We start from the raw sequence: 12,491 nt of genomic DNA on the forward strand, positions 1-12,491 counted from the left end.
TTTCAATGAGCAGTACGCAATCCTCCAATGACCTCGAACAGGGGCTCAAACCGCGGCATGTGACCATGCTGTCGATCGCCGGGGTGATCGGTGCCGGGCTGTTTGTCGGTTCCGGTCACGCCATCGCCGAAGCCGGCCCCGCCGTGCTGCTGGCCTATGCCGCCGCCGGTACGCTGGTGGTGCTGGTGATGCGCATGCTGGCCGAAATGGCCGTCGCCTCTCCGGACACCGGGTCGTTCTCTACTTATGCCGACCGGGCAATCGGCCACTGGGCCGGTTTCACCATCGGCTGGCTGTACTGGTGGTTCTGGGTCCTGGTGATTCCGCTGGAGGCCAACGCCGCCGCGACCATCCTCAATGCCTGGTTCCCCGATGTGGCAATCTGGGCGTTCACGCTGGTCATCACCTTGTTGCTGACCGCAACCAACCTGTTCAGCGTGAAGCACTACGGTGAGTTCGAGTTCTGGTTCGCCTTGATCAAGGTCGTGGCGATCATCGGTTTTGTGATCCTCGGCATGCTGGCGATCTTCGGTTTCCTGCCCAACAGCCAGGTCAGCGGTGTTTCGCACCTGTTCGACACCCAGGGTTTCCTGCCTAACGGCATGGGCGCGGTGTTGGCTGCGATGTTGACCACTATGTTCTCGTTCATGGGCACTGAAATCGTGACCATTGCCGCGGCAGAGTCGAAGAACCCGGGCCAGCAGATTTCCAAGGCCACCAACTCGGTGATCTGGCGGATCGGTTTGTTCTACCTGGTGTCGATCTTCATTGTTGTCGCCCTGGTGCCATGGAATGATCCGAGCCTGGCGCAGGTCGGTTCCTACCAGACCGTGCTGGACCGCATGGGTATCCCGAACGCCAAGCTGATCGTTGACCTGGTGGTCCTGATTGCCGTGACCAGCTGCCTGAACTCGGCGCTGTACACCGCTTCGCGCATGCTCTTCTCCCTGGGCAAGCGCGGTGATGCGCCAGCGGCGGCCAAGCGCACCAACCGTGCGGGTACGCCTTACTGGGCGGTGATTATGTCCACTGCCGCAGCTTTCCTGGCGGTGTTCGCCAACTATGTGGCGCCGACGGCGGTGTTCCAGTTCCTGCTGGCGAGTTCCGGCGCTATCGCATTGCTGGTGTACCTGGTGATCGCGTTCTCGCAACTGCGCATGCGCCACAAGCGCGTGGCGGCAGGTGAAACCATCACCTATCGCATGTGGCTGTTCCCTGGCCTGACGTACGCGGTGATCCTGTTCATCATCGGCGTGCTGACCATCATGCTGTTCCAGGAAGCCCATCGCATGGAGATCCTGGCGACCGGCTTGCTCAGCTTGCTGGTGGTTGCGGCTGGCCTGCTGGTGTCACGTCGTCGCCAGCGCGAAAAGCTTGGTGCGCTGGTACTGAATTGATTCGATCCGCGTAACGAAAACGGCCGCTGTCAGGGATGACAAGCGGCCGTTTTTGTTTTCGTGGCGCAGGGGCGTTACTCGGTCTTTGCGTCCGGTTCGTCCAGCGACTCGCGGTAGCTGTCCAGCGCCTGGCCGAAGTCGCTGATGAACTGTGGCTCGGTGAGCCAGGCCTGGGCGGTTTCGCGGTCCATGCCATCGGCCCACATGCGGTAGTCGATCAGCATGTCGGCGGCCAGGTGAGTGGCGGCCATGGCTTCGTTCTCGGCGTTCTCCATGTCCAGTAGCTCTGGATGGTCGTTGATGATCCCGCTGAGCTCCGACAGCAGGATCAGCAGCATGTCGTTGCGGCTGGTGGCTTCCGCGTCATGCATCTTGCTGAACATTGCCAGGGTGTACTCGGGGATCGGCTCGGCCAGGTGGCCTGGCTCGTCGTCCAGTGCCAGGGGTTTTCTGCCGCCCATGCGGATTTGCTTGGCCTTGGCCTTGGCGCGCTTGGCGCGTTTTTGCTGCTTGTTCGGGGATGCCATGTGATTCAGTTCGCTTTGTGTTGAGTTTGAGCCGCGATGGCGTCGGACGCCGCCACGTAGTCAGCCTGGAAGGCTGGCGATTCGATCCAGGCCAGGGCGCCGGCCTCGTCGGTCTCGGTGGACCATTGGCGATACTCGATCAAGGCCGCGAGGATGAAGTCCATCGAGCCTTCTTCGCCTTCCTGCTCGTACACCAGCTCCAGCAGCGGGTCTTCGAGGAAGGCCGCGCACATCGCCTGCTGGCTGGTTTTCTCGGCGTCGATCATTTTCTTGAACAGTTCGGTCAGGTCCACCGACTCGAAGTCGATGCGATCGTCGTTCGGGTCCAGCTCCACTGGCGCGGCGGCCCGTTGGACGCGGTTGTGCTTGGCCTTGGCTTTGGCGCGGGTGGCGCGTTTGTGCTGCTTGTTGGCGGAGGCCATGGGCGTCGTTCCGTGTGTCGTGAGAGGGCGCAGGTCGATCAACTGCGTGGCACTCGCCGCCCGGGATGATCGGGGGCCAGTTCGCCGTGTTGCAGCCAGGACAATGCAATGGGCCATAGTGTGGCTTGGTATGGGCTGCGAAAAAAGGCGAAATGTCCGACTTCTTGCTCGCCGATGTCTTCGGGTGCGATTCGCAGGTGGGTGTTGGTACTGCTGGTGAAGTAGTCCAGCAGGCGTTCGATGGCCGGGATTGTACCGTAGGGATCGTCGCTGAGGCTGATGGCCAGGGTTTGCGCGGTCACGGCAGCGAAGGGTAGCTGTCCGGCCCTGGCGTGGATCACGCGGCCGCTGGAGCGCTTCTCGTAGCGGGCGGTGGACAGGCTCCAGTCGCGGACCACGCCGGCGGGCGTATCTTCCAGCCAGCCCAGGCGCTTGCCGGGGAAATAACCCCAGAGCAGCGTGATCAGTGGCATCAGTACGTGCCACTTGGCAAGCATGCGCCAGCGATGGGCGGGCGCGTAGTCGCGCCAGTAGGCGAATTGCGCGCCGACGGTCACCAGGCGGCGGATCACGTGCCCTGAGTCCGCCAGGCCCGCCCCACAGCCTCCGAAGCTGTGACCGACCACGTCGATGGGTTGGCCGGGGAATTCGCGCTGGGCGCGCTTGAGCATGGCTTCAAAGTCCAGGGCGCCCCAATCGCTCCAGCTCGCTTGCAGCCCTTTGAGCGAAGCCGGCCGAGACTCGCCGATGCCCCGGTAGTCATAGGTGATGACGTCGAAGCCATTGGCGAACAGGTAGTCGGCAAAGCGCGAGTAGTGGCGGCAGCGCACGGAGGTGGCGGCATTGATGATGACAACCGCCCGGGAGGCGTCCGCGGTGGCGTGACGCCAGGTGAAGCCGCCAAGGGGGAAGCCGTCGGCGGCGGGTTCCTTGAACGGTACCTTGGGCGGCGGCGCCGGCAGCGGTAATTCGATTTGAGTCGGTGCCCGTGAGGGGGTGTCCTGCACATTCATTGGCTTCGGACCTTTGCGGGTAGCTGCCAACGATAGTCTTCCCGTGGGCTGTGAACAATCACCTGCGTCTTTCAGGGCTTTCGGTTGAGTAGCCGGGGTCGCGGATGAAGTTCCGCGGGGTGGTCATCAGTCGTTGGGTTTGGGTGGCGGCCTCTTGTTCCACGGCAGAGCGATCGCGGCTTGCCAGCAGGCGTTCGTAGTAGAGCGTGTTGATCTGGCGTTCCAGGGCGCGGGTTGACCCGTTCTGGGTGGCCGATTCGTTCATGTACCAGTGGCGGGCGTGGTCGTTGTCAACGCGCAAGAGTCTACGGTAGTGGGTCCAGCTCAATTCGGAACGCACTGCGTTCCAAATTGGAAAGGTTTGATAGAAGTCCCGCATGTACCTCAGGTTGCGTTCATCAAAGCCTTTCCCGAACTCCGCCGTCAGCACTTTCGCCAGCGTCGCTAACAGTTGTTTGCCATATACCGCCCTCCGAGCGCCTTCCTGCTCGAACTCCACGATATGTCGCCCGATCTGCCAGCAGGTTTGCACTTGTGCGGTATCGACCGCGCGCAGCACCTTCTGACGGGCCTGGCGGATCAGTTCGCCAAGATGGCCCGGCAGCGAGGCGAGCTGTGGGTCGTGAGTATCGGATTTGATGTCGCTCATGAGTGCTTCCGCGGCTGAAAGAGCAGGCAGGGGAGGGTCTCAGGAGTGGGGTGGTCGATGATATCGGGCGCGGCCGGTCAGTCGGCAGGAAGTGGCTATCGGATTGGCGGGACCGGGCTGACGGCGCCTTGTGCCGAGGCAATATCACCTGTAGTCCATTTCGTGGTGAGTCCAAGTGCGAATTGATCTAAAACGCGACACTACGACAGGAAATCTAACAAAAGTAACGATTGGGTTCTGCAGAGCCCGGGAGTTGTCATCATGAAGTACGCTCATTCATTCATGTTGCCCCTCGTTGCTGTCGGCTTGCTGATGTTTCCCGTCGTGGTGCAGGCCACCAGTCTTGAGCCGATAGACAGCGCTGGCGTGCAAATCCAGCCACAACAGCAAAACGGGATTACCTACCTGTCGGGGGGTATCGGCCTGGACGAGTCCAAAAGCATTCAGCAAACGCAGGGCTACAACCTGCACATGACATTCGCCGTCGGTGCGCAGAACGAATACACGGCTGACGTCGATGTGCTTATTCAAAAAGCCCCAGGGCAGACCGTACTGACTCTGAATGAGGCGGGTCCCCTGGTTTACGTGAAACTGCCTGCGGGCAAGTACTCGGTCATCGCCTCGCGTAATGGCCAGGAACGGCGAGATGTTGCGGACATCGGCACGGGTCCTGCGCGCAATCTGGTCTTCCATTGGGATGACGCTCAGTAGCGATCGAGGGTCATCGAAGATCGGGTATGGGCGTGGCGGGGGTGAAGTTGATTAAATCGCAGGCATAAAAAAACCCTGAATCTTGCGATTCAGGGTTTTCGGTATTTGGTGCCCAGAGACGGAATCGAACCGCCGACACGGGGATTTTCAATCCCCTGCTCTACCGACTGAGCTATCTGGGCAACGGGGCGCATTAAACGGTTTTTTCAGGGGGTCGTCAAGCAAGTTTTCAAAAAAATTTTAATTATTACCGTCGCTTACGATCAAACCCCCGTTTTTACGGGGTTATTGCGCAGGTGGAACGTAGCCTTCGGCCTTGGCGTAATCCTCGCCGCAGAAGAACTTGTCCATTTCGCCCTGAAGATACTTACGGTCTTCGGCGTTCATCATGTTCAGGCGTTTTTCGTTGATCAGCAGGGTCTGGTGTTTTTGCCAGTCGGCCCAGGCCTTGGCCGAGACGTGGTCAAAAATGTCCTGACCCTTGGCGCCCGGGAATGGAGCGCGCTCCAGGGCGGGCAATTCTTCTTTGTACTTGCGGCACATGATGGTGCGGGTCATGAGGACTCTCCTGCGTTCAATACGTCGGCCGCGCGCTTGAGCAGTTTTTTCACCGGGGCGGCAAGGCCCAGGCGCGGCGGGGTGGCGAGGTTATACCAGAGCCAGTCGGCCTCGGCCACGTGATGGCCGGTCTCCTGGACCTGGACCAGCCAGGGTTCGATGGCCAGCTGGAAATGGCTGAAGGTGTGGACCAGGCTGGGCAGTTCGGTGTGCAGGCCCAGTTCCAGCGAGTGTTGCAGGGCCAGATGCTCCAGGTCGCCGAGGTCATCGAGCTCCGGCAGGCTCCACAAGCCGCCCCACAGGCCCGTGGAAGGGCGACGGTAAAGCAGGATGGCGCCGTCGCGGTTGGCCAGCAGCGGCATCAGCGTGCGCTTCTGTGGCACGCTCTTGCGCGGCTTGGGGATCGGGTAGCGTGTCTCCAGGCCGAGCATGTGCGCCTCACAGCCCTTTTCCAGCGGGCACAGCATGCAACTTGGCTTGCTGCGGGTGCAGAGGGTGGCGCCCATGTCCATCATCGCCTGGGTGTAGGCGTTGACGCGGCTCTGGGGTGTAAAGCGCTCTGCGGTGGCCCACAGCTGCTTGGCGACCTTGGGTTCGCCCGGGTAGCCCTCTTGCGCGGTAAAGCGTGCCAGCACTCGCTTGACGTTGCCGTCGAGGATCGGTGCGCGCAGGCCCATGCTCAGGCTGGCGATGGCGCCGGCAGTGGATAGGCCGATGCCGGGCAGGTCGGTGAGTTTCTCCACGTCGCGGGGAAACTCGCCAGCGTACTCGGCCACCACGATTTTCGCGGTCTTTTGCAGGTTGCGGGCGCGGGTGTAGTAGCCCAGCCCGGTCCACAGGTGCAGCACTTCGTCTTCCGGTGCGGCCGCCAGGGCTTCGACCGTGGGCAGCGAGGCCATGAAGCGGTCGAAGTAGTTCAGCACCGTGCTGACCTGGGTCTGCTGCAACATGATTTCCGAGACCCACACCCGATAAGGGGTGATGCCTTGTTGCCAGGGCAAGTCGTGGCGTCCGTGACGGTCGTACCAGTCCAGTACCGCGGTTGAAAACTGCTCGGCTCTCATCGCTTGAACAGCCCCTTGAGTGCGTCTTTCAGTTCCGGGCTGACTTTGTCGCCAAGCTTCTCATCGATTTTGTCACTGAGCTTGTTGCCGGCCAGTTTGCTGGCGACCTGGCCGAGGCGCTCGTTGTCCAGGCGGCAAGCCTTGGCCCCGAGTTCCAGCGGGCCACGGCAGCGCAGCGGCCATTCGATGCCGGCGAACTTTTCGCTAACCTGGCAGGCCGGGTCCGGCATGTCGCTCTTGTCGCCTTCGACGATGATGCCCACGCGATAGTCCATGCCCAGCACGCGCAGGTCGATGTCGCCGTTACCGTTGACGGTCATGCCCGGGATGCGCACTTTCAGGTCCGGGTTGCTGGCCACGCCATTGCGCACGGTCAGGTTGCCCTTGAGCTCCTGGAAGGGGGTGTCCTTGCCTCGCGGTTCACCGCTGAGGGTTTTGCGGTTCAGGGTGGCGATGCCTTTGCACAACTGTTGCTCAAGGTTGGCGTTGAGCAGTACGCCGTCGTTGATCACAAAGCCGGCCGTACCGTTGAGGCTGTCGATCAGGGTCTTCTGGCTGTTGCCGTTGGCGGTCAGGTTGCTGTTGAGTGTGACCAGGCCTTTGACCGGCGGGTTCTTGCCCTGGCTTTCGAGGATTTTTTCCGCGGGTACCCGACTGATTGCCATTTGCATGCTCAGCGCGGGCACAGGTTGACGTACGTCGAGCGTGCCCTTGGCGTTGAATGTGCCGTTGTACAGCTCGCCGCTCAGGTTCTGCAGGGTCAGCAGGCCGCCCTGGCCGCTGGCTTTCAGTGCGGCATTGTGGATTGGCAGCTTGTCGAGGGTCAGTTGGTCAAAGATCAGGTCGGCGTCCAGGTCCAGCTTGCTCAGGCGTTCCGCCGGAATCAGCTTGTCGTTGCTCCAGGCGCCTTTGGTGGGGGCATTGGGCAGTGACGTGTTGCCCGCGCCGGCCATGGCGTCGGCTTCGGTGCTGCTGACTTCCGACTTGCGTGCCACGGCCGCGCTGTTGGCTTCGGCGGATTTTGGCGGAAGGTAGCGGTCGGCATTGAAGGTATCGGCCTTGAGCTGCACGCGCAGCGCTTGCCTGGCGAAATCCTCGACGGCGATGCGGCCGCTGAAGGTGCTGTCATCGAGTTTCAGGTTGATGTTGTCCAGCGACACGCTGGTCGGCGTGCCCGCCAGGCGGCTGACCAGTTCGACTTTGCCCAGGCTGCCCTCGGCCATGGCCGGGAGTTTTTGCCCGATGCTGTCGATGAATTTTGCCAGGTCGAACTGGGCAATCGACAGGCCGCCGCTGAATTGCGGTGTCTTGTCCAGGTCGTTGACCTTCAGCTCACCCAATGCGCGCAGTTGGTTGGCAGACAGCTTGATGCCGGTCCATTCGGCGACGTTGGCCGCTTTATCCAGGAGTAATTGGCCTTGTGCGCCAAAGGTCACGGTCTTGCCTTGCAGGGGCTCGCCAGTGAGTTCGCCCGTCAGCTTCATGTCTTCGAATTTGTAGCGCTGCAGGGCGCGTTCGAAGCGCAGTTCGCCGTTGAGTTCGGTACGGACCCGCAGAACCGGCTGGTTGCTGGCCAGAAAGGCAGTCAGCTTGACCTTGATGTTGGTCGCATCGTGTACCGGGCCGGTGCTCAGCTGGATGCTTTCGGCGCTGAACTGCTTGCCGGTGCGCTCATCGGAGTATTCGACCCGGGCGTTGTTCACGGTCAGGCTGTCGATGTCGAGGCGCATCGGTTGGGCAGGTTTTTCCACGGCCGCCGGGGTTTGGCTGACCGGCTCGCTGTTGCCCACTGGTGCATCGGATTTGCCGGCCACAGGCACGGGCTTGCCAATGTCTTCCCAGTTGCCGTGGCCGTCCTTGTCGCGATTGAGGCGCAGGTTCAGGCCTTCGACGCGGACATCGCTCATCTGCACTTCGCGGCGCAGCAGCGGCAGGACCCGTACCGACAGGCCGAGCATTTGCAGGTCGGCGAAGGGCGCGGCGGGGTTGGCCAGGGTGGCAACGCTGGCTTCGTGCAATTCAAGGCCGAGCCAGGGGAACAGGCTCCAGCCGATATCGCCATTGAGCGTCAGCTCGATGTGGGCCTTGTCGCGGGCAATCTGGCGTATCTCTTCTTTGTAGTCGTTGGGATCGAAGAAGTGGGTCAGGGCAAAGCCCAGGGCCACAATGATCAGCAACAGCCCGAGAAGTACCAGACCCAGGATTTTGCCGAACGCTTTCATGGGCGAGTCCTTGTAGAGAGTCAAATTTGAAATTTAGCCAGGGAGTATAGCGCCCGGAAACTGACGACTGGTCAGCGATCGCGTTTAGATCAGGTCCAGCGGCAGCTTGAGTTTTGCGGCCAGCGCCTGGGCTTCAAGGTGTCCGGCAGGGGCCAGCAAGTGCAGTTCTGCTCCGGCCCGTTCAGCCATTGCCCGCGCTTCGCACACCAGTCGTTCAGCCACGCCACGGCGGCGGGTGACTTTTCGCACGCACAATTGAGACAGTTGCCAGGTGTTCGAGTGCCGTTCCAGGCGTGCCGCACCGAGCAACCGGTCATTGAAGCGGCCGGCGATCAGTGTGCCATCAAGCAGGTTGTCTTCGATCAGTTGCGCGGCACCGTCGAACGGTGCAAACAGCCAAGGCGGTGCATCGTGGTAAATCTTCTGTAGATCCTGCTGATCCTGATAGCTGGGGTCACGCAGTGATTCAACGACGATGGGCATAGGGTTTCCTTTGAAAGCGCGAGCCGGGTCGTGCGGCCGGCGGGTGACAGGGTGCTTGCCGTGCAATCGGGGCAGACGGCCCATAAGGGCGGTATCAGTCTGGCTTTTCTGTTGCGGGTAAATGGTAACCTCTGCCCGTTCGCCCGTCCCTCTGCGACCCATTGTCGCGCCCTGCGGGGCGTCACTCAACAAAACGGCCATGCCTGCGTGCAACGAGGTCGTGACTGAAAGGTCGCCTGACTCTGTGGGAGAGATCCCAGCGCTTGTACTGACATGTATATCCCCGCAGGCATTGGGTTCAGCCCGTCAGGGATATCACCTCGCGTGTTTCTGTTTGCCGCTCGCGTGCCTATAATGGCTGCCTTTTTCGCCCAATGATTTTGCGGAGCTGGTGATGGCCGAACGTAAGGCGTCCGTCGAGCGCGACACTCTGGAAACCCAGATCAAAGCCTCGATCAACCTGGATGGCACCGGAAAGGCCCGATTTAATATCGGTGTTCCCTTCCTTGAGCACATGCTGGACCAGATCGCCCGTCACGGGTTGATCGACCTGGATATCGAGAGCAAGGGCGACCTGCATATCGACGACCACCATACGGTGGAAGACGTCGGTATCACCCTGGGCCAGGCCTTCACCAAAGCCATTGGCGACAAAAAAGGCATCCGTCGCTACGGTCATGCCTACGTGCCGCTCGATGAAGCGCTGTCGCGCGTGGTGATCGACTTCTCCGGCCGTCCAGGCCTGCAGATGCATGTTCCCTATACCCGCGCGACGGTCGGCGGCTTCGACGTCGATTTGTTCCAGGAGTTCTTCCAGGGCTTCGTCAACCATGCCAACGTGACCTTGCACATCGACAATCTGCGTGGGCACAACACCCACCACCAGATCGAAACCGTGTTCAAGGCATTCGGCCGCGCATTGCGCATGGCCGTTGAGCTGGATGACCGCATGGCCGGGCAAATGCCGTCGACCAAGGGCGTTCTGTAATGCAGACGGTCGCGGTTATCGATTACGGCATGGGCAACCTGCACTCGGTGGCCAAGGCCCTTGAGCATGTAGGGGCCGGCAAGGTGCTGATCACCAGCGATGCCAATGTGATTCGCGAAGCCGACCGGGTGGTTTTTCCCGGTGTCGGCGCGATTCGCGATTGCATGGCGGAGATCCGTCGCCTGGGCTTCGACTCGCTGGTGCGTGAAGTCAGCCAGGACCGTCCGTTCCTCGGTATCTGCGTGGGCATGCAAGCCTTGCTTGAGCACAGTGAAGAGAACGACGGCGTCGACTGCATCGGTCTGTTCCCGGGCCAGGTGAAGTTCTTCGGCAAAGGCCTGATCGAGGACGGCGAACACCTCAAAGTCCCTCACATGGGCTGGAACGAAGTGAAGCAGACGGTGGATCACCCGCTGTGGCACAACATTTCGGACCTGGCGCGCTTCTACTTTGTGCACAGCTACTACATCGCCGCCGGTAATCCGCGCCAGGTGGTGGGTGGCGGTCACTACGGTGTCGACTTCGCTGCCGCGCTGGCCGAAGGCTCGCGTTTTGCCGTGCAGTTCCACCCGGAGAAGAGCCATACCCATGGCCTGCAACTGTTGCAGAATTTCGCGGCATGGGACGGGCGCTGGTAAATGGCAGTCAAGAAGAAGCCGCCTATCCTGACCCTCACTCCCGAGCAGGAGAGCGAGGCCAATCGCAAGATCAAGCGCTTCATGGAGGATCGCTTCGAACTGGACCTGGGTTCGTTCGAAGCGGCCGAAATCCTTGAGCTGTTTACCCGCGAAATTGCTCCGCACTATTACAACAGGGCGATTTTCGATGTGCAGACACACCTCAAAGAGAGGTTTGAAAGCATCGAAAGCGACCTGTGGGCGCTCGAGAAGAACTGATTTCCGAGCCAAGCTGAACATTCAATTTTGAAGGTTTGCCAGATGCTGATTATTCCCGCTATCGATCTCAAAGACGGTGCCTGTGTTCGTCTGCGCCAGGGCCGCATGGAAGATTCCACGGTGTTCTCCGATGACCCGGTGAGCATGGCTGCCAAGTGGGTGGAGGGCGGTTGCCGTCGTCTGCATCTGGTCGACCTGAACGGCGCCTTCGAAGGCCAGCCAGTCAACGGCGAAGTTGTCACCGCCATTGCCAAGCGCTACCCGAACCTGCCGATCCAGATCGGCGGCGGCATTCGCTCGCTGGAAACCATCGAACACTACGTCAAGGCTGGCGTGAGCTACGTGATCATCGGCACCAAGGCGGTGAAAGATCCGGCCTTTGTTGCCGAAGCCTGCCGCGCGTTTCCGGGCAAGGTTATCGTCGGCCTGGATGCCAAGGACGGCTTCGTTGCCACCGATGGCTGGGCTGAAATCAGCACCGTGCAGGTGATTGACCTGGCCAAGCAGTTCGAAGCCGACGGCGTGTCCGCGATCGTTTACACCGACATCGCCAAAGACGGCATGATGCAAGGCTGCAACGTGTCTTACACGGCAGCACTGGCCGCGGCGACGCGGATTCCAGTGATTGCATCCGGCGGTATCCACAACCTGGGTGACATCAAGTCGCTGCTCGACGCCAAGGCGCCGGGGATCATCGGCGCGATCACCGGCCGGGCGATTTATGAAGGCACCCTCGATGTCGCCGAAGCGCAAGCTTTCTGCGATTCGTACAAAGGCTGAGGACTCACCATGGCGCTGGCCAAACGCATCATCCCTTGCCTGGACGTGGACAACGGCCGGGTCGTCAAAGGCGTGAAGTTCGAGAACATCCGTGACGCCGGCGACCCGGTGGAAATTGCCCGTCGCTACGACGAGCAAGGTGCCGACGAAATTACTTTTCTCGACATCACCGCCAGCGTCGATGGCCGCGACACCACATTGCATACCGTTGAGCGCATGGCCAGCCAGGTGTTCATCCCATTGACCGTGGGCGGTGGCGTGCGCACGGTGCAAGACATTCGCAACCTGCTCAATGCCGGCGCGGACAAGGTCTCGATCAACACCGCCGCCGTGTTCAATCCTGAGTTCGTCGGTGAGGCCGCGCAGCATTTCGGCTCGCAGTGCATCGTCGTTGCCATCGACGCCAAGAAGGTTTCACTGCCGGGCGAAGCCCCGCGCTGGGAGATCTTCACCCATGGTGGTCGCAAACCTACCGGGCTGGATGCGGTGGAGTGGGCGAAGAAAATGGAAGGGCTGGGTGCCGGCGAAATCCTGCTGACCAGCATGGACCAGGACGGCATGAAAAACGGCTTCGACCTGGGCGTGACCCGCGCCATCAGTGATGCCCTGGGCATCCCGGTGATCGCCTCCGGCGGCGTCGGCAACCTGCAACACCTGGCCGACGGGATCATCGAAGGCCATGCCAGCGCGGTATTGGCGGCGAGTATTTTCCACTTCGGCGAATACACCGTCCCGGAAGCCAAGGCCTATATGGCGGCACGCGGCATCGTCATTCGGTAAA

14 protein-coding genes, 1 tRNA gene and 1 pseudogene are annotated in these 12,491 nt (G+C 61.0%); 7 read left to right on the forward strand and 9 right to left on the reverse strand.

Translation table 11 applies throughout. The annotated features are described in order from the left end of the window. Positions 1 to 5: 5 nt before the first annotated feature. Positions 6 to 1,397, forward strand: coding sequence for a GABA permease (gabP, locus tag CKW25_RS04145; protein ID WP_095077932.1), 1,392 nt, complete (start codon positions 6 to 8; stop codon positions 1,395 to 1,397). A 74-nt stretch (positions 1,398 to 1,471) separates the two neighbouring features. Here the strand turns inward: gabP and CKW25_RS04150 are convergent, their stop codons facing one another. The 4 genes and pseudogenes from CKW25_RS04150 to CKW25_RS04165 all read right to left on the reverse strand — a co-directional run. Further along, positions 1,472 to 1,924 (reverse strand): hypothetical protein, encoded by a 453-nt coding sequence (locus tag CKW25_RS04150; protein ID WP_095077933.1) that lies wholly within the window; start codon positions 1,922 to 1,924, stop codon positions 1,472 to 1,474. Positions 1,925 to 1,929: 5 nt separating this feature from the next. Continuing rightward, on the reverse strand, positions 1,930 to 2,346 hold the full coding sequence (locus CKW25_RS04155) for a hypothetical protein (protein WP_095077934.1): 417 nt from the start codon (positions 2,344 to 2,346) through the stop codon (positions 1,930 to 1,932). Between the two features lie 38 nt (positions 2,347 to 2,384). Further along, on the reverse strand, positions 2,385 to 3,359 hold the full coding sequence (locus CKW25_RS04160) for an alpha/beta fold hydrolase (protein WP_095077935.1): 975 nt from the start codon (positions 3,357 to 3,359) through the stop codon (positions 2,385 to 2,387). A 94-nt stretch (positions 3,360 to 3,453) separates the two neighbouring features. Then, positions 3,454 to 4,008, reverse strand: a pseudogene (locus CKW25_RS04165) (DUF1016 N-terminal domain-containing protein); the annotation flags it as partial. Between the two features lie 261 nt (positions 4,009 to 4,269). Here CKW25_RS04165 and CKW25_RS04170 point away from each other — a divergent pair. Continuing rightward, positions 4,270 to 4,719, forward strand: a complete 450-nt coding sequence (locus CKW25_RS04170; RefSeq protein WP_095077936.1) for a hypothetical protein — start codon at positions 4,270 to 4,272, stop codon at positions 4,717 to 4,719. Positions 4,720 to 4,825: 106 nt separating this feature from the next. Here CKW25_RS04170 and CKW25_RS04175 read toward each other — a convergent pair. From CKW25_RS04175 to CKW25_RS04195, 5 genes are all read right to left on the reverse strand, one after another. After that, a tRNA-Phe gene (locus CKW25_RS04175) sits at positions 4,826 to 4,901 on the reverse strand. Between the two features lie 103 nt (positions 4,902 to 5,004). Continuing rightward, entirely contained in the window at positions 5,005 to 5,277 is a 273-nt protein-coding gene (locus CKW25_RS04180) for an oxidative damage protection protein (protein ID WP_095077937.1), read from the reverse strand. Then, positions 5,274 to 6,341, reverse strand: a complete 1,068-nt coding sequence (gene mutY, locus CKW25_RS04185; RefSeq protein ID WP_095077938.1) for an A/G-specific adenine glycosylase — start codon at positions 6,339 to 6,341, stop codon at positions 5,274 to 5,276. Before mutY ends, CKW25_RS04180 begins: the two co-directional genes overlap by 4 nt. Further along, positions 6,338 to 8,563 (reverse strand): AsmA family protein, encoded by a 2,226-nt coding sequence (locus CKW25_RS04190; RefSeq protein ID WP_095077939.1) that lies wholly within the window; start codon positions 8,561 to 8,563, stop codon positions 6,338 to 6,340. The genes mutY and CKW25_RS04190 overlap by 4 nt, the downstream gene beginning before the upstream one ends. 84 nt (positions 8,564 to 8,647) lie before the next feature. Then, positions 8,648 to 9,046 carry an acetyl-CoA sensor PanZ family protein gene (locus CKW25_RS04195; protein ID WP_095077940.1) on the reverse strand — a complete coding sequence of 133 codons (399 nt, stop codon included), beginning with the start codon at positions 9,044 to 9,046 and terminating at the stop codon, positions 8,648 to 8,650. 394 nt (positions 9,047 to 9,440) lie between these two features. On the opposite strand from CKW25_RS04195, the gene hisB reads away from it, so the two are divergent. From hisB to hisF, 5 genes are read left to right on the forward strand one after another with little or no spacing between them, the layout of a single operon-like run. After that, complete coding sequence (gene hisB / locus CKW25_RS04200; RefSeq protein WP_095077941.1) at positions 9,441 to 10,034, forward strand: imidazoleglycerol-phosphate dehydratase HisB; 594 nt, start codon at positions 9,441 to 9,443, stop codon at positions 10,032 to 10,034. Beyond that, entirely contained in the window at positions 10,034 to 10,672 is a 639-nt protein-coding gene (hisH, locus tag CKW25_RS04205; protein WP_095077942.1) for an imidazole glycerol phosphate synthase subunit HisH, read from the forward strand. Before hisB ends, hisH begins: the two co-directional genes overlap by 1 nt. Further along, a complete protein-coding gene (locus tag CKW25_RS04210; protein ID WP_095077943.1) occupies positions 10,673 to 10,930 on the forward strand; it encodes a DUF2164 domain-containing protein in 258 nt (85 codons plus the stop codon). It begins immediately after the preceding gene. 42 nt (positions 10,931 to 10,972) lie between these two features. Continuing rightward, positions 10,973 to 11,710 (forward strand): 1-(5-phosphoribosyl)-5-[(5-phosphoribosylamino)methylideneamino]imidazole-4-carboxamide isomerase, encoded by a 738-nt coding sequence (gene hisA, locus CKW25_RS04215; RefSeq protein WP_054595157.1) that lies wholly within the window; start codon positions 10,973 to 10,975, stop codon positions 11,708 to 11,710. A 9-nt stretch (positions 11,711 to 11,719) separates the two neighbouring features. Next, positions 11,720 to 12,490: an imidazole glycerol phosphate synthase subunit HisF gene (gene hisF / locus CKW25_RS04220; protein WP_095077944.1), complete on the forward strand. Its 771-nt coding sequence runs from the start codon at positions 11,720 to 11,722 to the stop codon at positions 12,488 to 12,490. Position 12,491 lies beyond the last annotated feature (1 nt).

Origin of the sequence: Pseudomonas sp. Irchel s3h17, assembly GCF_900187505.1 — a bacterium.
Classification (GTDB): Bacteria; Pseudomonadota; Gammaproteobacteria; order Pseudomonadales; family Pseudomonadaceae; genus Aquipseudomonas.

Excerpts from the sequence above, each read along its gene's own strand:
- CKW25_RS04190 (WP_095077939.1), bottom strand. The coding sequence starts at position 8,563 with ATGAAAGCGTTCGGCAAAATCCTGGGTCTGGTACTTCTCGGGCTGTTG.
- hisB (WP_095077941.1), top strand. The coding sequence starts at position 9,441 with ATGGCCGAACGTAAGGCGTCCGTCGAGCGCGACACTCTGGAAACCCAG.
- CKW25_RS04180 (WP_095077937.1), bottom strand. The coding sequence starts at position 5,277 with ATGACCCGCACCATCATGTGCCGCAAGTACAAAGAAGAATTGCCCGCC.
- hisH (WP_095077942.1), top strand. The coding sequence starts at position 10,034 with ATGCAGACGGTCGCGGTTATCGATTACGGCATGGGCAACCTGCACTCG.
- CKW25_RS04210 (WP_095077943.1), top strand. The coding sequence starts at position 10,673 with ATGGCAGTCAAGAAGAAGCCGCCTATCCTGACCCTCACTCCCGAGCAG.
- CKW25_RS04160 (WP_095077935.1), bottom strand. The coding sequence starts at position 3,359 with ATGAATGTGCAGGACACCCCCTCACGGGCACCGACTCAAATCGAATTA.
- CKW25_RS04170 (WP_095077936.1), top strand. The coding sequence starts at position 4,270 with ATGAAGTACGCTCATTCATTCATGTTGCCCCTCGTTGCTGTCGGCTTG.
- CKW25_RS04195 (WP_095077940.1), bottom strand. The coding sequence starts at position 9,046 with ATGCCCATCGTCGTTGAATCACTGCGTGACCCCAGCTATCAGGATCAG.
- gabP (WP_095077932.1), top strand. The coding sequence starts at position 6 with ATGAGCAGTACGCAATCCTCCAATGACCTCGAACAGGGGCTCAAACCG.
- hisA (WP_054595157.1), top strand. The coding sequence starts at position 10,973 with ATGCTGATTATTCCCGCTATCGATCTCAAAGACGGTGCCTGTGTTCGT.
- CKW25_RS04155 (WP_095077934.1), bottom strand. The coding sequence starts at position 2,346 with ATGGCCTCCGCCAACAAGCAGCACAAACGCGCCACCCGCGCCAAAGCC.
- mutY (WP_095077938.1), bottom strand. The coding sequence starts at position 6,341 with ATGAGAGCCGAGCAGTTTTCAACCGCGGTACTGGACTGGTACGACCGT.
- CKW25_RS04150 (WP_095077933.1), bottom strand. The coding sequence starts at position 1,924 with ATGGCATCCCCGAACAAGCAGCAAAAACGCGCCAAGCGCGCCAAGGCC.
- hisF (WP_095077944.1), top strand. The coding sequence starts at position 11,720 with ATGGCGCTGGCCAAACGCATCATCCCTTGCCTGGACGTGGACAACGGC.